We start from the raw sequence: 18,588 nt of genomic DNA, 5'->3' as shown, positions 1-18,588 counted from the left end.
CACGCGACGGCAGGAGGAGCGGGAAGCGCCTCCTGCCGTCGGTTCGCCCGGCGGGCCGCGTCACCTGTGGTGGTCACGCGGCCCGTCGGCCGTGTCAGCTGCAGCCGCTGGTGGAGCCGCAGCCCTCGCAGACGTAGCAGGAACCGGCCCGCTGCATCTTGGTGCCGCAGGAGAAGCACAGCGGGGCGTCGGCCTGGATGCCCAGCTGCATCTCGACCAGTTCCGCGTTGGTGTGCGACTCACGCGGCGCCGGCTTGGCGACCGGGGCCTCGGCCTTCGGCGTCACCACGGGCGCCGACTGGGCGAGGGTCTCGGTGTCCATGTCGTCCTCCTCGAAGATCGGCTCGTAGGAACCGGTCTCCAGGTGGCGCTGACGCTCCTCGGCGGTGTGGATGCCGAGCGCGGACCGCGTCTCGAAGGGCAGGAAGTCCAGCGCCAGGCGGCGGAAGATGTAGTCGACGATCGACTGCGCCATCCGCACGTCCGGGTCGTCCGTCATGCCGGCCGGCTCGAAGCGCATGTTGGTGAACTTCGAGACGTAGGTCTCCAGCGGCACGCCGTACTGCAGGCCCACCGAGACGGCGATCGAGAAGGCGTCCATCATGCCGGCAAGGGTCGAGCCCTGCTTCGACATCTTCAGGAAGACCTCGCCGAGACCGTCGTCCGGGTAGGAGTTGGCGGTCATGTAACCCTCGGCGCCGCCGACGGTGAAGGAGGTGGTGATCCCGGGCCGTCCCTTCGGCAGGCGCTTGCGCACCGGGCGGTACTCGACGACCTTCTCGACCTTGGCCGGGGCCTCGGCGACGGGCTCGGCCTTCTTCTCCTCCTCCTTCTTCTTGGCGGAGAGGGGCTGGCCGACCTTGCAGTTGTCGCGGTAGATGGCGAGCGCCTTGACGCCCAGCTTCCACGCCTCGAAGTAGATCTCCTCGACCTCCTCGACGGTCGCCGTCTCCGGCATGTTGACCGTCTTGGAGATGGCGCCCGAGATCCACGGCTGGATCGCGGCCATCATGCGGACGTGGCCCATCGGGGAGATGGCGCGCTCGCCCATGGCGCAGTCGAAGACCTCGTAGTGCTCCGGCTTGAGGCTCGGCGCGTCGATCACGTTGCCGTGCTCGGCGATGTGGGCGACGATCGCCTCGATCTGCTCCTCCTGGTAGCCCAGGCGGCGCAGGGCCTGCGGCACGGTGCCGTTGACGATCTGCATCGAACCGCCGCCGACGAGCTTCTTGAACTTGACCAGGGCCAGGTCCGGCTCGACGCCCGTGGTGTCGCAGCCCATGGCCAGACCGATGGTGCCGGTCGGGGCCAGGACGGACGCCTGGGAGTTGCGGAAGCCGTTCTGCGCACCGAGGCGCAGGACGTCCTGCCAGGCCTCGGTGGCGGCGGCCCACACCGGGGAGTCCAGGTCGTCCATGCGGACGGCCACGGCGTTGGCGTCGGAGTGCTGCTTCATCACGCGCTGGTGCGGCTCGGCGTTGCGGGCGTAGCCGTCGTACGGGCCGACGACGGCGGCCAGCTCGGCGGAGCGGCGGTAGGCGGTGCCGGTCATCAGGGAGGTGATGGAGCCGGCGAGGGCGCGGCCGCCGTCCGAGTCGTAGGCGTGGCCGGTGGCCATCAGCAGGGCGCCGAGGTTGGCGTAGCCGATGCCCAGCTCGCGGAAGGCGCGGGTGTTCTCACCGATCTTCTCGGTGGGGAAGTCCGCGAAGCAGATCGAGATGTCCATCGCGGTGATGACCAGCTCGACGACCTTCTGGAAGCGCTCGACGTCGAAGGACTGCTTGCCCTTGCCGTCGTCCTTCAGGAACTTCATCAGGTTCAGCGAGGCGAGGTTGCAGGACGTGTTGTCCAGGTGCATGTACTCGCTGCACGGGTTCGAGCCGTTGATCCGGCCGGACTCCGGGCAGGTGTGCCAGTGGTTGATGACGTCGTCGTACTGGATGCCGGGGTCGGCACAGGCCCAGGCGGCCTCGGCCATCTTGCGGAACAGGTCCTTGGCGTCGACCTCCTCGATGACCTCGCCGGTCATGCGGGCGCGCAGGCCGAACTTGGAGCCGGACTCCACGGCCTTCATGAACTCGTCGTTCACGCGGACCGAGTTGTTGGCGTTCTGGTACTGGACGGACGTGATGTCGTCGCCGCCCAGGTCCATGTCGAAGCCCGCGTCGCGCAGGGCGCGGATCTTCTCCTCCTCCTTCACCTTGGTCTCGATGAAGTTCTCCACGTCGGGGTGGTCGACGTCGAGGATGACCATCTTGGCCGCGCGGCGGGTGGCGCCGCCGGACTTGATGGTTCCCGCGGAGGCGTCGGCGCCGCGCATGAAGGAGACCGGGCCGGAGGCGTTGCCGCCGGAGGAGAGGAGCTCCTTGGAGGAGCGGATGCGGGACAGGTTCAGGCCCGCGCCCGAACCGCCCTTGAAGATCATGCCCTCTTCCTTGTACCACTCCAGGATCGATTCCATGGAGTCGTCGACGGAGAGGATGAAGCAGGCGGAGACCTGCTGCGGCTGCGGCGTGCCGACGTTGAACCAGACCGGGCTGTTGAAGCTGAAGATCTGGTGCAGCAGGGCATAGGCCAGCTCGTGCTCGAAGATCTCGGCGTCCGCGGGCGAGGCGAAGTACTTGTGGTCCTCGCCGGCCTTGCGGTACGTCTTCACGATCCGGTCGATCAGCTGCCGGAGGCCGGTCTCCCGCTGCGGCGTGCCGACCGCGCCGCGGAAGTACTTGCTGGTGACGATGTTGACCGCGTTCACCGACCAGAAGTCGGGGAACTCGACGCCACGCTGCTCGAAGTTGATCGAGCCGTCGCGCCAGTTGGTCATGACGACGTCACGGCGCTCCCAGACCACCTCGTCGTACGGGTGCACGCCGGGGGTGGTGTGGACGCGCTCGATGCGCAGTCCCTGCCGGGCCGCAGCAGCCTTGGAACCCTTGGCCCGGGAACCTCGTGCCGGACCGCTCGCCGTCTCTGTCATGCCGCCTCCCTGTACCGGGCAAAACGCCCTGAAGTGCCCAGTTCTTCCCATAGGGCACGTATCTGTCCTGTAAGCCGTGGGCCGCCCTCACGCCGTCGCCCACGGCCGGTCTTCCTTCCACCGCCGTCCCGGGCCGGTCCGGGCCGCTGTCCCGGCTCCGGCCCGCTCGCTCAGTCGGCGGTGCTCACGGGCACGGGAGCGCTCACCGGCTCCACCTGCCCGCGGTCGTCTTCCCGGGCCCGCTCGCCCGAAGCGTCCTCGCCCGCGGCGCCGTCGTCGGGCGCTCCGGAGGCGGGATGCCGCCTCGCTTCCCTCAGCTCCACGATCGCGCCTTCGAAGTCCTCCAGGGACTCGAAGGCCCGGTAGACGGACGCGAAGCGCAGGTAGGCCACCAGGTCGAGCTCCTGGAGCGGACCGAGTATGGCCAGCCCCACGTCGTGCGTGGTGAGCTCGGCGCTGCCGGTGGCGCGCAGCGCCTCCTCGACCCGCTGTCCCAGCTTCGCCAGCGCGTCCTCGGTCACCGGCCTGCCCTGACATGCCTTGCGGACGCCGCTGATGACCTTGCTGCGGCTGAACGGCTCGGTGACCCCGGAGCGCTTGATCACCATGAGTGAACACGTCTCGACGGTGGTGAACCGCCGGGTGCACTCGGGGCACTGCCGGCGCCTGCGGATCGACGTGCCGTCGTCGGTCGTACGACTGTCGACGACCCGGCTGTCGGGGTGCCTGCAGAAGGGGCAGTGCATGGTTCTCCAACCCTCCTCGCAGGCAGAAACAACGGCCTCAAGGACCCCTTGGGCCCCTCGAAGCGAGCACCAGCATAGGCGATGGCGTGAGGCCCGCAGACCACCCCCACCACAACTTCTGGGTCGCGCCGGAAACACAACCACTACATGTGGGGCCGCGGGGGGAATCGGCGGAATGCGCCCCTCCGGCGCGTCCGCCCCGTGCGCCGGGCCGCGCCGGGCCGCGCCAGGCCGCGGGGAGCGGGCCGAGGGCACGCCCGCGGGGAGCGCCCGGAGCCGGTCGGGGAGGTACCGTGAGCACCCGGCGGACACGGCGCGCGACTCCTGGGAAGATGCCGGGCCGGAGGATGCCATGGGGTCGGCCGGCCGGGGTACCGGATGGCAGACTGTGGGCCGTCCGGGCCGGGCACGGACGAGGCGCCGACGAGGCGGGCGCGGACCGGTGTGAAGCGTATACCGATGCCCTCTTTCGTCCCGGAACGGGGTGGCGTGCGGCCTTACACCCGAACACGAACGCGTGTCAGAGGGATCGGCATTTTTCACTCGAACGTGTGTTTGGCGCAACCTTTCGAAAGCCTCTACCGTTGTGCAGCAGGGAGACCATCGAGAGGGGCCGACGTGACCACCACCGCAGACAGCGCCACCATCACCGCCCAGGACCGCTCCCAGGGGCGTCTCGAGCCGCCACACGCGGTGAACAACGCCGGGATCAACACCGCGATGAACGAAGCCGCGCACCCCGAGGGGCCAAAGCGGTCCCTGCCGGGCCGACCTCCCGGCATCCGGGCGGACAGCTCGGGCCTCACCGACCGCCAGCGGCGCGTCATCGAGGTGATCCGTGACTCGGTGCAGCGCCGGGGGTACCCGCCGTCCATGCGGGAGATCGGGCAGGCCGTCGGCCTCTCCAGCACCTCCTCCGTGGCGCACCAGCTGATGGCGCTCGAGCGCAAGGGCTTCCTGCGCCGCGACCCGCACCGGCCGCGCGCCTACGAGGTCCGTGCGTCGGACCAGGCGGCTCCCGTCCAGCCCACGGACACCGCGGGCAAGCCGGCGGCGTCCTACGTCCCCCTGGTGGGCCGCATCGCCGCCGGTGGGCCCATCCTGGCCGAGGAGTCGGTGGAGGACGTGTTCCCGCTCCCCCGCCAGCTGGTGGGCGACGGCGAGCTGTTCGTGCTGAAGGTCGTCGGCGACTCCATGATCGAGGCCGCGATCTGTGACGGCGACTGGGTCACGGTCCGCCGCCAGCCCGTCGCGGAGAACGGCGACATCGTCGCCGCGATGCTGGACGGCGAGGCCACGGTCAAGCGCTTCAAGCGTGAGGACGGCCATGTGTGGCTGCTGCCGCACAACGCCGCCTACGAGCCCATCCCGGGCGACGACGCCACCATCCTGGGCAAGGTGGTCGCGGTCCTGCGCCGCGTCTGAGGCAGGCGGCCGTCAGGTCGCGTTCGACCGGGCCCCGGAACCCCTGCGCCGGTTCCGGGGCCCTGCCGTGTCCGGGTGCGGCCCCTGGGCCCCTGGCAGGGCGCCTATGAGTGCGCAGGGGCCCCAGGGGCCGGGCAGGGTGCTTACCCGGCCGCAGGGGGCGCCGTCGGGCCCTGCGGCGCTACCCGGCAGCCGCAAGTGGGCGCCTTCGGGCCCGGCGGCTACGGGCGGGTGACGCGGGGCGGCGGCCCACCGGGCACCGGGCCGCCGTGCGGTTCCCGCTAGCGGCCTTCCTCCTGCGCCTTGGCGTCGATCGCCGCCAGCGAGCGGCGCACCTGGTTCCGGTCGGTCGTGTACCAGAAGTCCGGCATCGACGCCTTGAGGAAGCTGCCGTACCGGGCCGTCGCCAGCCGCTGGTCGAGGACGGCGACCACGCCGCGGTCACCGGTGGCCCGGACGAGGCGGCCGGCGCCCTGCGCCATCAGGAGCGCCGCGTGGGTGGCGGCGACCGCCATGAAGCCGTTGCCGCCGCCCTCCTCCACGGCCTTCTGCCGCGCGCTCATCAGCGGGTCGTCGGGCCGGGGGAACGGGATCTTGTCCATGACCACCAGCTGGCAGCTGGGCCCCGGCACGTCCACGCCCTGCCAGAGGGAGAGCGTGCCGAACAGGCAGGTCCGCGGGTCGGCCGCGAAGTTCTTGATCAGCTCGCCGAGGGTCTCCTCACCCTGCAGCAGGACGGGGAACTCCGGGATCCGTTCGCGCAGCTCCTCGGCCGCGAGCTGTGCGGCCCGCATCGAGGAGAACAGGCCAAGCGTGCGCCCGCCCGCGGCCTGGATCAGCTCGGTGAGCTCGTCCAGCATGTCCGCCCGGTCACCGTCCCGGGCGGGCCGGGACAGGTGCTTGGCGACGTACAGGATGCCCTGCTTCGGGTAGTCGAACGGCGAGCCGACGTCGACGCCCTTCCACTGCGGAAGGTCGTCGCCCTCCGCACCCTCGCGGCCGAGCCCCAAGGACGCGGCCACGCCGTTGAAGTCCCCGCCCAGCTTGAGCGTCGCCGAGGCCAGCACGACGCTGCGGTCGGCGAACAGCTTCTCCCGCATCAGTCCGGCCACCGACAGCGGCGCCACGCGCAGCGAGGCCCCGAACCGGTCGTGCCGCTCGTACCAGACGACGTCCCACTCGTTGTGGTGGGTGATCCGCTCGGCGACGGCGTGGACGTTCTCCACGGAGGCCAGCGCCTGCTTGCGGACGGCGTCCTCGTCCTGGACGGACCGGTCCCGGGTGTTGCCGAGGGCGGTGATCACCGACCGGCAGGCGTCCCGCAGCGCGGTGAGCGCGTAGGACAGGTCCTCGGGGATCTCCTCCAGGCGGCCCGGCAGCGCCAGCTCCATGACCCGCTCGAAGCCCTCCGAGGCGGTCTGCAGCTGGTCGGCGTACTTCTCGTCGACCAGCTTGGCGGCGCGGCGCACCGCACGGCCGACCTGGCCGGGCGTGAGCTCCCCGGTGGCGACGCCGGTGACCCGGGAGACCAGCTCGTGCGCCTCGTCGACGATCAGCACCTCGTGCTGGGGGACGACGGGGGCTCCCTCGATGGCGTCGATGGCCAGCAGCGCGTGGTTGGTGACGATCACGTCGGCGAGCTTGGCCCGCTCGCGGGCGGCCTCGGCGAAGCACTCGGCGCCGTAGGCGCACTTGGTGGCGCCCAGGCATTCGCGGGAGGAGACCGACACCTGCTGCCAGGCCTTGTCGGAGACGCCCGGGGTGAGGTCGTCCCGGTCGCCGTTCTCGGTCTCGTCGGCCCAGTCACGCAGCCGGAGCAGGTCCTGGCCGAGCTTGCTGGTAGGTGCGGCGGCCTCGAACTGGTCGAAGAGGCCCTCGTCCTCCTCCTGCGGCACGCCCTCGTGCAGCCGGTGCAGGCACAGGTAGTTGGAGCGGCCCTTGAGCATCGCGTACTCGGGCCGGCGGCGCAGCAGCGGGTGCAGCGAGTCCACGGTGCGGGGCAGGTCGCGTTCGACCAGCTGGCGCTGCAGGGCCAGGGTGGCCGTGGCGACGACCACGCGCTCCCCGTGCGCGAGGGCGGGCACCAGGTAGCCGAGCGACTTTCCGGTGCCGGTGCCGGCCTGGACCAGGAGGTGCGTTCCGTCGTCGATGGCCTCCGCGACGGCTTCGGCCATGGTTACCTGACCGGGACGCTCCGTGCCGCCGACGGCCGCGACCGCGGCGTGCAGGAGTTCGGGGAGTGAGGGCTTCGTCATAGCCCCACCAACCCTAGTGCGTCCCTCCGACAACGCTCCGCCCGCGGATCAGCAGGGCGGCGCGTTTGCCGGGCAGCGCCAGCTCGGCGGCCCGGCGGAAACCGGCCTTCCGGAAGGCGCCAAGGGAGGCGTGGTTGCGGACGTCGGGCTCGGCGACCACCCGCGGGCAGGCCGGACGCTCCTGGAGGACCAGCCGGGCCACCGCGTCCAGCAGCACCGCGCCCAGCCCGCGGCCCCGGTCGGCGGCCTCGCCGATCAGCAGGTGCACGCCGGTGTCGTGGGGGCGCGCGGGGTAGTGGTCGGCGAGCGGGTCCAGGTCGGCGCGGTAGATCTCCCAGTAGCTCATCGCCCGCCCGTCGAGCAGGCCGAGGAAGGGCAGGCTCCGGTCGCCGCCGGCGTACTGCGCGCGCAGGTGTTCCTCGGTCCGCCGGGGCGGCCCGGCGAGCTCCCAGAACGCCGCCACCACCGGGTCGTTCATCCACCGGTGGACGAGGCCGAGGTGTTCCGCGACACGCACGGGCAGCAGCCTGAACTCCCCGGCCCGGGTGGCGGCCGCAGACCACTCGTCGGCCGGGCCCGGGTGACGGGGCCGGGCCAGGCCCGGGGAGGCCTGGGCGGTCGCGGCGGCGGTCATCCGGCGTACACCGGGTTGGCGACGGTCACGTACACCGACTGCGTGTCGACCGGGCCGACGAGTTCGTCGAGTCCGCGCAGGCGGGTGAGCAGGTTGGCCTTGCACCGCAGCAGCGGCTCGTCGAGCAGCCGGGCGGGCAGCGGGGAGCGGGTGCGGCCGGGCCCGGTGCTCACGTCGGACAGGAAGCGGCGGAACGCGGCGAGCAGCAGGCGCTCGTCGGCGAGCCGCTGCGAGCCGAACGCGCCGATCAGGCCGAGGACGTTGTTGACGCCGAGGTAGTAGGCGAGGCGTTCGTCGGTGACGGCGTCGGCGACGAAGGTGTCGCTGCGGCGGCCCACGCCGGGCAGCAGGGCCTCCAGCCGGGCCCGGTGGGACTCGCGGAAGTAGTAGCCCTGGTTGTCCCGGTGGCGGCCGCCGGCCGGCCAGCCGTCCGCGTCGAGGACGACCAGGGTGTTCTGCTGGTGGGCCTCGAGCGCGACGCCCGCCTCCCCGTCCAGCCACAGCACCGGGCGGACGACGGCGTGCAGGTACCGCAGGAGCCACTCGGCGCAGACCGCGTCCAGGGGCCGTCCGGTGCGTTCGGCGAGGCCGGTGACCAGGCCGGCGAGCCGGGAGACGGGCCGGCCGGGGCGGCGCGTGCCGGCGGGCCGGGGGGCGCAGAGCGCGGCGACGCACAGCACGTCGTCGGCCGGGCCGAAGGGGTTGTGCCGCAGCACCGCGTCGAGCCCGCGCAGCGGGCTGCCGTCCGGGGCGTCCACGGCCAGCCAGGCGGGGTCCCGGACGACGTCGAAGCCGGGGTGGGCGGCGCGCAGCCGGGCGCCGAGGTCGCCGCGCAGCAGCCGGTGGACCTCGACGCCCCGGTGGAGTTCCTTGCGGAGGTTCTCCCGGAGCGAGTTGGTGACGCGCAGGCCCAGTGACAGCTTGAGCATCGTGGGGGCGCCGGTGCGGTACAGGGTGCGGACGGACGAGGTGGGGCTCCAGGGTTCGCCCCGGGCGCCGAGGTCGGTGAGGAGGCCGGCGTCCAGCAGCGCCGTCACCCGGCCGTCGTCGCGCAGCCGCCGCCACTGCCAGGGGTGCACGGGAAGCAGCGCGTGCCCGGTCGGGGCGTCGGGGGCCGGGCCGTGCAGCCGGGCGGTCAGGTCCTGGGCGGGCACGGTTCTGCCGCCCTCGGTCCACGCCGAGTCGGCGGCCAGGGCGCCGGGGGCGACCGCGACCCAGCGCAGGGGGAACGCGCCCCGGGTCTCCGGGGAGTACCGCGCGAGTTCCTCCTCGGTCAGTCCTTCGCGGCTCTTGGGGGCCGGGTGGAAGGAGTGCCCGAGGAGCAGGGCCTGTTCGGCGTCGAGGAAGAGGTCGGGAGCGGGAGCGGGGGCCGGGCCGTGGGTGCGCTCGGTCAGGAACACGGCGGTGCGGCGGACCGAGTCGATCACCCGCGCGACCAGGTCGGGGCCCTCGCCGGGCGCCGCCCCCGGTCGGCCGGGGGCCGCGGTCCCCTCGTGCGGAGCCGTCTCCTCGTGGGCCGCTGTCTCCCGCGCCAGCAGGGCGGCCAGCAGGGTGGCGTCCACGGCGGGCGTGGACGCGGGCACGGTGGCGGGCCGGGGCGCGCCGAAGCGGTGCAGGCCGGTGGGCGACCAGTACCGGACCGGCACGACGAGCTCGGTGCCGCACGCGGGCAGCGGCACCCGCAGCGGTGCCCCGGGCGGTGGGGCGGGCAGGTTCCGCTCCCTCACCCAGCAGCGCAGCAGGTTCTCCACGGTGGCGGCGTCGGCCACGGTCAGGGGGGCCGCGCCGTCCAGCGGGTCGGCGACCGCGCCGCCGTCCACGTCGGCGTCGCCGCCGGTGGTCCTGGCGCGGGGCAGGAGGGTCGGCTCGGTGGGCGGGGTGACGTTCAACTGTTCCTCACAGCAGGGGGAGTGCAGAACTGCGGGCGGTACGGACTGCGGGTGGGCAGGGAACACGGGCGGAGCAGGACAGCGGACACCGCGCGGCCGTGGCGTCCGGTACGAAGCTGCCGGGCGGGCCGGAGCCCCGGCGGACAGTGCGGCACGGTCCCGTCGCGCGGTGCCCCCCGTGGACGGTTCAGGAGCGTGCGGTGTCCGCCGCGGCCCCCACCGCGTCGGCCAGCCGCTCCAGTACGGCGTCCGCCTGTTCGTCGCTGACCGTCAGCGGCGGCAGCAGCCGCACCGCTTCGGCTCGCGGGCCGCCGAGCCCGACGATCAGCCCCCGCCGCAGGCACTCCCGCCGCACCGCCGCCGCGAGCCCACGGACACCGCGCGGCTCCCCGGGAACGGAGCTGTGCCCGGGGTCCGTGAAGTCCAGGCCCAGCATCAGCCCGCGCCCGCGGACGCCCGAGACGCACGGGAAACGGGTGGCGAGGTCGCACAGCCGGGCCAGCATGCGCTCCCCCACCACCGCGGCCCGCTCGGCCAGTCGGTGTTCGCGGACGTGGGCGAGGGTCGCCGCACCCGCCGCCATGGCGAGCTGGTTGCCTCGCGCCTCGTCGGCGGGCGCGGCCCGGACGGCGGAGCCGGCCGCGCTGTGCGTGGCGGCGGGGCTCAGGTCGGCGCGGTGCACCACCACGGCCAGCGGCAGGCTGCCGCCGATGGCCTTGGCCAGCACCATCACGTCCGGGGTCACGCCGCTGTGCTCGACGGCCCAGAACGCGCCGGTCCGCCCGACGCCGGTCACCGTCTCGTCGACGATCAGCGGCACCCCGAGCGCCCGCGTCGTCTCCCTCAGCCCGCGTAGCCGCACGTCGTCCAGGGGTTCGGCGACCACCGCGGCGGGCCGCGGGCCTCCCGCACCGCAGCGTTCCAGCAGCCCTTCCACGCCCTCGCGGCCCTCCCCCGAGGGGTCGGCGGACGCCGGTGGCCCGGCGACCCCGGTGGCCTCCTGGACCAGACGGGAGGCCGTGGCGAGGGCGTCGGCGGCGGTGGGCCCGCACAGGCGGACCTGCGCGCCCCGCGCCTGCTCGGGCGGCAGCGTGGCGAGCAGTTCGGCGACGAACCGCTCCTCGACCGGTGTGCTCAGGTCCAGCACGCCGATGGGCGCGCCGGAGTCCAGCACCTCGCGCACCGCCGCCAGCACCACGGGGTGGTTGTGCCCCAGCGCCAGCGCCCCGTCCCCCGACAGGCAGTCCAGGTAGCGGCGGCCGTCGGCGCCCTCGACGGTCATGCCCCGGGCACGCACCGGCACGATCGGCAGGGCGCGCGCGTAGGTCCGCGCCGACGCCTCCCGCAGCGGCTGCCTGCGCACGGATTCGGTCAAGGTCACCCTCTGGTCCTCCCGCCGCCCACGTCGTCGAGGCCGGCGCACGGACAGCCGTCCCCTCACCGCTACAACTTCCGGGCCTTCGCGGGGGACACGGGTGAAACCCGATTTCCGGGAAAGCCGCAGGGTGAGCCGACTGCCCCTCGTGACGGAACCGTTGCCGATCCGTCGGCAGTCACCCACAGCCACCGCCTAGGGTGGCGGTGGCTGATCGGGCACCGTGGGTGACCGGTCCCGACACGTCCGAACGCACTCACGCCAGGGGGAGTTCCGCAATGCGACCCATACGCCCGCCCTTTCCGAACGGCCGGGGAACGACCGGGGGCGGGTCCCCTCGCGCCCGTCGCGGTGGCTTCCGCCCCCTCGCGGCGGTCGTCCTCGCGTCCGCCCTGGCGCTGACGGCCGGCGCCTGCGGTCCGGAGGACGTCACCGCCGGTGACAAGCCGAAGGTGTCCCTGCCGGACGTCGGCGACGGAGAGATCAAGATCCCCCAGGAGCTGACGGACAAGCTCAAGGAGCACGGGATCGACCTCGACGAGTGGCGGGGCGGCGCGTGGAAGAACTGGGACAGGGACGACTGGCTGCGTGAGGCCGACCAGTTCATCAACCCGATCATCGAGGACCTCTGGAACTCCGACCGCATGCGGGGGGCCGAGGACCCGGCGAACACCGTCGAGGAGAGCGACCTCTCCGGGGACCAGGGCGTGACCGACCCGACGCCCGCGGTGGTGAAGGCCGCCGCGGTGGCGACGCCGTACAGCAGGTCCGCGCCCGCCGCGGGCAAGCTCTTCTTCGACGGGCCGCAGGGCACCATGGTCTGTTCGGCCACCGTGGTGAAGGATCCCGCCAACCCGGGGAAGTCGAACCTGGTGTGGACGGCGGGCCACTGCGTGCACGCCGGTGAGAAGGGCGGCTGGTACCGCAACATCGCCTTCGTGCCCGCCTACAACGACAAGGGCCTCAGCGGCCAGGAGCTGGCCGACGCCGCGCCCGGGCAGCTCGCCCCGCACGGCCTGTGGTGGGCCCAGGTCGCGATGACCTCGGACCAGTGGATCTCGCAGGGCGGCCAGACCGGCGGCAACGGCGCGCCGTTCGACTACGCGGTGCTGAAGGTGACCCCGGAGAACGGCGGCGGCAAGTCGCTGGAGGAGACGGTGGGCGCGGCGCTGCCGGTCGAGTTCGACGCCCCGGCCGTGCCGGACGTCGACAGCATCACCGCCACGGGCTACCCGGCGGCCGCCCCGTACGACGGTGAGCGGATGTTCCGGTGCCAGGACGAGCCCGGCCGTCTGTCGGTGGTGGCCAGCGACCCGACCATGTACCGGATCGGCTGCTCGATGACGGCCGGTTCCTCCGGTGGCGGCTGGGTCGCGAAGGGCTCCGACGGCAAGCAGGCGCTGGTCTCCAACACCTCCATCGGCCCGATCTCGGCGGGCTGGCTGGCCGGTCCGCGCCTCGACGCCCAGGCCGAGAAGCTCTACCAGGCGGTCAGCGCCGAGTAGTGGCGCCGGCCCCCACGAGCCGAGGGCCCGCCCTCCCGGTCGAACGGGAAGGCGGGCCCTCGTCGTAGACGGCTCCCACGGTGCGGTGACCCGGAGGTCACGGCCGCGGGGTCAGGCGGCGGCCGGCGTGTACGGAGCGAGGTCCGACGCCAGCTCCTCGTGCACCCGGACCTTCATGAGGGTGCCCTCGGCGGTGTGCTCCTCGGAGAGCACCTCGCCCTCGGCGTGCGCCCGCGCCACGAGCTTGCCGTGGGTGTACGGAATGAGCGCCTCGACCTCGACGGCCGGGCGGGGCAGCTCGGCGTCGATCAGCTCCAGCAGCTCGTCGATGCCCTGCCCGGTACGGGCCGACACCGCGATGGAGCGCTTCTCGACCCGCATCAGCCGCTGCAGCTCCAGCGGGTCCGCGGCGTCCGCCTTGTTGATCACGACGATCTCCGGCACGCCGGTGGCGCCGACGTCACGGATCACCTCGCGGACCGCGGCCAGCTGCTCCTCCGGGTTCGGGTGCGAGCCGTCCACCACGTGCAGGATCAGGTCGGAGTCGCCGACCTCCTCCATGGTGGAGCGGAACGCCTCGACCAGGTGGTGCGGCAGGTGGCGCACGAAGCCGACGGTGTCGGCCAGCGTGTACACCCGCCCGCTGGGCGTCTCGGCCCGGCGCACGGTCGGGTCCAGGGTCGCGAACAGCGCGTTCTCGACCAGGACGCCGGCGCCGGTGAGGCGGTTGAGCAGGGACGACTTGCCGGCGTTGGTGTAACCGGCGATGGCGACCGACGGCACCTTGTTGCGGCGCCGCTCCTGACGCTTCACGTCACGGCCGGTCTTCATCTCCGCGATCTCCCGGCGCATCTTCGCCATCTTCTCGCGGATCCGCCGCCGGTCCGTCTCGATCTTGGTCTCACCGGGACCACGGGTGGCGAGGCCGCCGCCCTTGCCGCCGCCCATCTGGCGGGACAGGGACTGACCCCAGCCGCGCAGTCGCGGAAGCATGTACTGCATCTGCGCCAGCGCGACCTGTGCCTTGCCCTCGCGGGACTTGGCGTGCTGGGCGAAGATGTCGAGGATCAGCGCGGTCCGGTCGATGACCTTGACCTTGACGACGTCCTCGAGGTGGATCAGCTGGCCGGGGCTCAGCTCACCGTCGCAGATGACGGTGTCCGCGCCCGACTCGATGACGATGTCGCGCAGTTCGTTGGCCTTGCCGGAGCCGATGTAGGTGGCCGCGTCGGGCTTGTCGCGCCGCTGGACGACGCCGTCGAGCACCAGTGCGCCCGCCGTCTCGGCGAGGGCGGCCAGCTCGGCCAGCGAGTTCTCCGCGTCGCGCGCCGTACCGGAGGTCCACACTCCGACGAGTACCACCCGCTCCAGGCGGAGCTGCCGGTACTCGACCTCGGTGACGTCCTCGAGCTCGGTGGAGAGGCCCGCGACGCGGCGCAGGGCCGCGCGCTCGGAGCGGTCGAACTGCTCGCCGTCCCGCTCACCGTCGATCTCGTGGCTCCAGGCGACGTCCTCTTCCATCAGGGCATCGGCCCGAAGGGCGTGCGCGGCGCGCTGAGAGTCCTGGGAAGTGGATGAAGAGGAGGTCATTGGGTCCTTACGTCGAAAGGGAGGATGACAGGCCGTACGGTCCGTCACTGGGCACAACGTCAGGGTGCCCCGGGAGATTCCCGGGCAACCCGCCCGTGCCCCCCGATGGTCCCACGGCGCCGCGGTCACGTCACCGGGTTATGTGCCGCCGCGACGGGGGTGCACCCGCGCGGCGGTCACCCGCGCGCGGGGTCCGGTGCTGTCACCGCACGTGGCCGCGCTCCATGTACGTGAGTCCCATGTGTCCGTGCCCCACGTGTTCGTGCCCCATGGCCCCGTGCCCCATGGCCCCGTATCCCGTGTGCCGGTTCCCTCCGTGGCCGAGGCCCGGGGCGGGGATCACCGTGCGGCCCTCGGCCGGCTTGTCCGCGGCCGTGGGGGCCTCCGCCTTCCAGTCCGGGTGCCCCGGCATCGGCGGGGTCCGGGTGTCCTGGAGCCAGGCCCGGAAGAAGCCGTCCAGCTCCCGCCCGGCGACCTCGGAGGCGAGCCGGACGAAGTCGGCGGTCGTCGCGGTGGCGTCCTGGTGGCGGTGCACCCAGGCGCGCTCGACCTGCTCGAACGCGTGCCGCCCGATCTCCTGCCGCAGGGCGTACAGGACCAGCGCCGCGCCGTCGTAGATCACCGGCCGGAAGATGCCGATCTTCTGCCCGTCCCCGGGCCGCTTGGGGGCGGCCGGCGGTCCCCCGGCGGCGCGCCACTTGTCGGAGGAGGCGTACGCGGCCTTCATCCGCTCCTCCAGGGTGCGGTGCCCGGTCTCCTCGCCGTAGAGCGCCTCGTACCAGGTGGCGTGTCCCTCGTTGAGCCAGACGTCGGACCAGGTGGCCGGGGTGACGCTGTCGCCGAACCACTGGTGGGCGAGTTCGTGCACCATGATCGACTCGACCAGCCAGGCGGGGATGGCGGGCTCGGTGAACAGGAAGCGCTCGAAGAGGGAGAGCGTCTGGGTCTCCAGCTCGAACCCGGTGGCGGTGTCGGCGATCAGTACCCCGTACGTCTCGAACGGGTAGGGACCGACCTTGTTCTCCATCCACGCGATCTGGGCGGGCGTCTTCGCCAGCCAGGGCTCCAGCTTCTCCCGGTCGGCGGCGGGGACGACGTCCCGCAGCGGCAGCCCGTGCGGCCCCTTCCGGCCGACCACGGTGGAGCGGCCCACCGAGACCTGGACCAGCTCGGTGGCCATCGGGTGCTTGCTCCGGTAGGTCCAGGTACGGCTTCCGGCGGCCCGGCGGGCGTCCCTGGGCCGCTTGTCCGGCAGGCCGTTCGCCACGGCCGTCAGCGCGGCGGGCGCGGTGACGCGGATCGTGTAGAGCGCCTTGTCGGAGGGGTGGTCGTTGCAGGGGAAGACCAGGTGGGCGGCGTCGGCCTGGTTGGCCATGGCGAGGCCGTCCTTGGTCACCACCCAGCCGTGCTGCTGGTCCTTCGGCGGCCGGGGGTCGCTGGTGTGCCGGACGACGATCCGGGTGGTGTCGCCGGGGCCGGGCATCCGGCGGGGCGTGATCACCAGGTCCTCGCCGGCGGTGGCGAACGCGGCCTTCGCGCCGTCCACCGTCACCGAGGAGACCTTGCCGTGCGCGAAGTCGAGGTTGATCCGCTCCAGGCGGTGGGTCACCTCGGCCTTGATCGTCGTGACCGCCTTCATCGGCCGGGTGTTGGAGCCCGGGTAGGCGAAGCGCAGGTCGTAGGAGCGGACGTCGTATCCCGGGTTGCCCAACTGGGGGAAGAGGCGGTCGCCGACGCCGAGGGGCTCGGCGGGGATCGGGTCGGGCGCGGCGGCGGCCACCAGGCAGACGGAGACGGCCGAGGCGAGCAGGGCGGCGCGGGCTGCGCGGCGGGGCGTGAGCATCCCCCACGGCTACCAGGACCGGTACCCGCCGCGGGAACGACTCGCGTCCTTCCCACCCGAACGGGTTCCGGCCGTGTCACACACGCGACGCCCGCGGCCTCGCCCGGCCGGGCCGGCTCACTGCGCGGCGGAGGCGGCGCGGCTGACGTCGAAGACGCCGGGCACGTCCCGCATGGCCCGCATCAGCGCGGACAGGTGGCCCGCGTCGGGCAGGTGCAGCGTGTAGGTGTGGCGGACCCGCTGGCGGACCGGCGGCTCCACGGTGGCGGAGACGATGTCCACGCCCTCGGCGGCGATCGCCTCGGTGAGGTCGGCCAGCAGGTGCGGCCGGCCGAAGGACTCGGCGACCAGGGTGACCCGGGCGGCGGTGGTCTCGCCCCAGTGGACGGCGACCTGCTCACGGCCCGTGCCGAGCATCCGCACCGCGGTGGCGCAGTCCGCCCGGTGCGCGGCGACGGCGCCGCCGCGCACGGTGAAGCCGACGATCTCGTCGCCCGGGACGGGCGTGCAGCAGCCCGCCAGCCGGACGGGGAGGCCCGGTCGGTCGCTGAGCACGCCGGTGCCGCGGAAGGACGCGTCCGGCTCCACGGAGGGCTCGGGGGCGGGCGGGACCTCGCGGATCGCCTCGTCGGCACGGGCGTCGGCGGGCGTCTCGCCGGCGGGTGCCTCGGCGGCCCGGGCGGCCAGCCGGCGCTGGATGGCGATGCGCGCGGTCGGCGTCCGGGCGTGGTCGAGCCATTCGCGGGAGGGTTCGGAGGCCGGGTCCTGGCCCATCAGCAGCTGCACCCGGTCACCGTCGCGCAGCACCGTCCCGAGGGCGGCGAGGCGTCCGTTGACGCGGGCGCCGATACAGGAGTGGGCGTCCTCGCCGTACTGGGCGTAGGCGGCGTCCACGCAGGTGGAGCCCTCGGGGAGGCCCAGGGCGCCGCCGTCGGCGCGGAAGACGGTGATCTCGCGGTCCTGGGCGAGGTCCTGCCGGAGCGTGGACCAGAAGATGTCGGTGTCGGGGGCGGCGGCCTGCCAGGCCAGCAGCCGGTCCAGCCAGCCCGGACGCGTCGGGTCCGCCCGCTCGCCGTCAGGACGCTCCCCGTCCGCCCGGTCGCGCTCGCCGCCCTCGCCCTGGTCGTCCGAACCGGGGGGCGCCACATGGGGGTTGCCCAGGGCGATGACGCCCGCCTCGGCGAACTGGTGCATCCGGTGCGTGCGGATGAGGACCTCGGCGACCTGGCCGTCCTCCCGGGCGACCGCGGTGTGCAGCGACTGGTAGAGGTTGAACTTGGGGACCGCGATGAAGTCCTTGAACTCCGAGACGACCGGGGTGAAACAGGTGTGGAGCTCGCCGAGCACGCCGTAGCAGTCGGCGTCCTCGTTCACCAGGACCAGCAGCCGTCCGAAGTCGGTGCCCCTCAACTGCCCGCGTTTGACGGACACCCGGTGCACCGAGACGGAGTGCCGCGGCCGGATGACGACCTCGGCGGGGATGTCGGCCTCGCGCAGCACCGCGCGCACCGACTCGGCCATCTCGGCCAGCGGGTCCTCCGCGGCGGCCGCGTTGCCGGCGATCAGCTCCCGGGTGCGCTCGTACTCCTCGGGGTGGAGGACGGCGAAGACCAGGTCCTCCAGCTCGGTCTTGAGCACCTGCACGCCGAGTCGTTCGGCGAGCGGGATCAGCACCTCGTGGGTGACCTTGGCGATGCGTTCCTGCTTCTCGCGCCGCATCACGCCGAGGGTGCGCATGTTGTGCAGCCGGTCGGCGAGTTTGATCGACATCACGCGGACGTCGTTGCCGGTGGCGACGAGCATCTTGCGGAAGGTCTCGGGCTCGGCGGCCGCGCCGTAGTCGACCTTCTCCAGCTTGGTGACGCCGTCGACCAGGTAGGAGACCTCCTCGCCGAACTCGGCGCGCACCTGCTCCAGGGTGACGGCGGTGTCCTCCACCGTGTCGTGCAGCAGCGAGGCCGTCAACGTCGTCGTCTCGGCGCCGAGTTCGGCGAGGATCAGGGTCACCGCGAGGGGATGGGTGATGTACGGCTCGCCGCTCTTGCGCATCTGCCCGCGGTGCGAGGACTCGGCCAGCACGTAGGCGCGGCGCAGCGGCTCGAGGTCGGCCTCGGGGAAGTGCGCGCGGTGGGCCTCGGCGACGTGGCCGATGGCGTCGGGCAGCCGGTCGCGGCCGGTGGGGCCGAGTAGGGCGGCCCGGCCGAGCCGCCTCAGGTCGAGTCTGGACCTGGAGCGCCGGCGGGGAGCCGGCGGGCTCTGCGGTACGGGCGTCACGGCCCCTGGGGTCGCGGCGTTCGTGGCCTCCGCGCTCATCGGCACCTCCGGCTGCGTCGACCGGCGGACGGGAAGCCC

At 73.1% G+C, this 18,588-nt stretch carries 11 protein-coding genes; 2 read left to right on the top strand and 9 right to left on the bottom strand.

Annotated features, from left to right (window positions below; translation table 11 throughout):
* Positions 1–94: 94 nt before the first annotated feature.
* Together Sfr03f_RS02335 and nrdR are read right to left on the bottom strand one after the other, a co-directional pair.
* Complete coding sequence (locus tag Sfr03f_RS02335; protein WP_108952009.1) at positions 95–2,974, bottom strand: vitamin B12-dependent ribonucleotide reductase; 2,880 nt, start codon at positions 2,972–2,974, stop codon at positions 95–97.
* A 170-nt stretch (positions 2,975–3,144) separates the two neighbouring features.
* Positions 3,145–3,720: a transcriptional regulator NrdR gene (gene nrdR, locus Sfr03f_RS02330; protein WP_108952008.1), complete on the bottom strand. Its 576-nt coding sequence runs from the start codon at positions 3,718–3,720 to the stop codon at positions 3,145–3,147.
* A 618-nt stretch (positions 3,721–4,338) separates the two neighbouring features.
* Here nrdR and lexA point away from each other — a divergent pair.
* On the top strand, positions 4,339–5,145 hold the full coding sequence (gene lexA / locus Sfr03f_RS02325) for a transcriptional repressor LexA (RefSeq protein WP_108952007.1): 807 nt from the start codon (positions 4,339–4,341) through the stop codon (positions 5,143–5,145).
* Positions 5,146–5,426: 281 nt separating this feature from the next.
* On the opposite strand, the gene Sfr03f_RS02320 is transcribed toward lexA, so the two are convergent.
* The 4 genes from Sfr03f_RS02320 to Sfr03f_RS02305 all read right to left on the bottom strand — a co-directional run bounded on the left by Sfr03f_RS02320 (position 5,427) and on the right by Sfr03f_RS02305 (position 11,304).
* Complete coding sequence (locus Sfr03f_RS02320; protein ID WP_108952006.1) at positions 5,427–7,400, bottom strand: ATP-dependent DNA helicase; 1,974 nt, start codon at positions 7,398–7,400, stop codon at positions 5,427–5,429.
* A 13-nt stretch (positions 7,401–7,413) separates the two neighbouring features.
* On the bottom strand, positions 7,414–8,034 hold the full coding sequence (locus Sfr03f_RS02315; protein WP_108952005.1) for a GNAT family N-acetyltransferase: 621 nt from the start codon (positions 8,032–8,034) through the stop codon (positions 7,414–7,416).
* Positions 8,031–9,923 carry an IucA/IucC family protein gene (locus Sfr03f_RS02310; protein ID WP_108952004.1) on the bottom strand — a complete coding sequence of 631 codons (1,893 nt, stop codon included), beginning with the start codon at positions 9,921–9,923 and terminating at the stop codon, positions 8,031–8,033. Before Sfr03f_RS02310 ends, Sfr03f_RS02315 begins: the two co-directional genes overlap by 4 nt.
* A gap of 187 nt (positions 9,924–10,110) precedes the next feature.
* A complete protein-coding gene (locus Sfr03f_RS02305) occupies positions 10,111–11,304 on the bottom strand; it encodes an aminotransferase class III-fold pyridoxal phosphate-dependent enzyme (protein WP_245967363.1) in 1,194 nt (397 codons plus the stop codon).
* A 272-nt stretch (positions 11,305–11,576) separates the two neighbouring features.
* Between Sfr03f_RS02305 and Sfr03f_RS02300 the strand changes: the two genes are divergently transcribed.
* Positions 11,577–12,803, top strand: coding sequence for a trypsin-like serine peptidase (locus Sfr03f_RS02300; RefSeq protein ID WP_245967362.1), 1,227 nt, complete (start codon positions 11,577–11,579; stop codon positions 12,801–12,803).
* A 111-nt stretch (positions 12,804–12,914) separates the two neighbouring features.
* Here the strand turns inward: Sfr03f_RS02300 and hflX are convergent, their stop codons facing one another.
* From hflX to Sfr03f_RS02285, 3 genes are all read right to left on the bottom strand, one after another.
* Positions 12,915–14,393, bottom strand: coding sequence for a GTPase HflX (hflX, locus tag Sfr03f_RS02295; RefSeq protein ID WP_108952003.1), 1,479 nt, complete (start codon positions 14,391–14,393; stop codon positions 12,915–12,917).
* Between the two features lie 202 nt (positions 14,394–14,595).
* A complete protein-coding gene (locus tag Sfr03f_RS02290; RefSeq protein ID WP_108952002.1) occupies positions 14,596–16,236 on the bottom strand; it encodes a M1 family metallopeptidase in 1,641 nt (546 codons plus the stop codon).
* Positions 16,237–16,353: 117 nt separating this feature from the next.
* Positions 16,354–18,549 (bottom strand): RelA/SpoT family protein, encoded by a 2,196-nt coding sequence (locus Sfr03f_RS02285; RefSeq protein WP_108952001.1) that lies wholly within the window; start codon positions 18,547–18,549, stop codon positions 16,354–16,356.
* Between the last annotated feature and the right edge of the window lie 39 nt (positions 18,550–18,588).

Source organism: Streptomyces fragilis, assembly GCF_003112515.1.
Lineage (GTDB): Bacteria > Actinomycetota > Actinomycetes > Streptomycetales > Streptomycetaceae > Streptomyces > Streptomyces fragilis.
The sequence above is the reverse complement of the archived record's forward strand: the minus strand, read 5'-3'. Positions and strand labels throughout refer to the sequence as shown.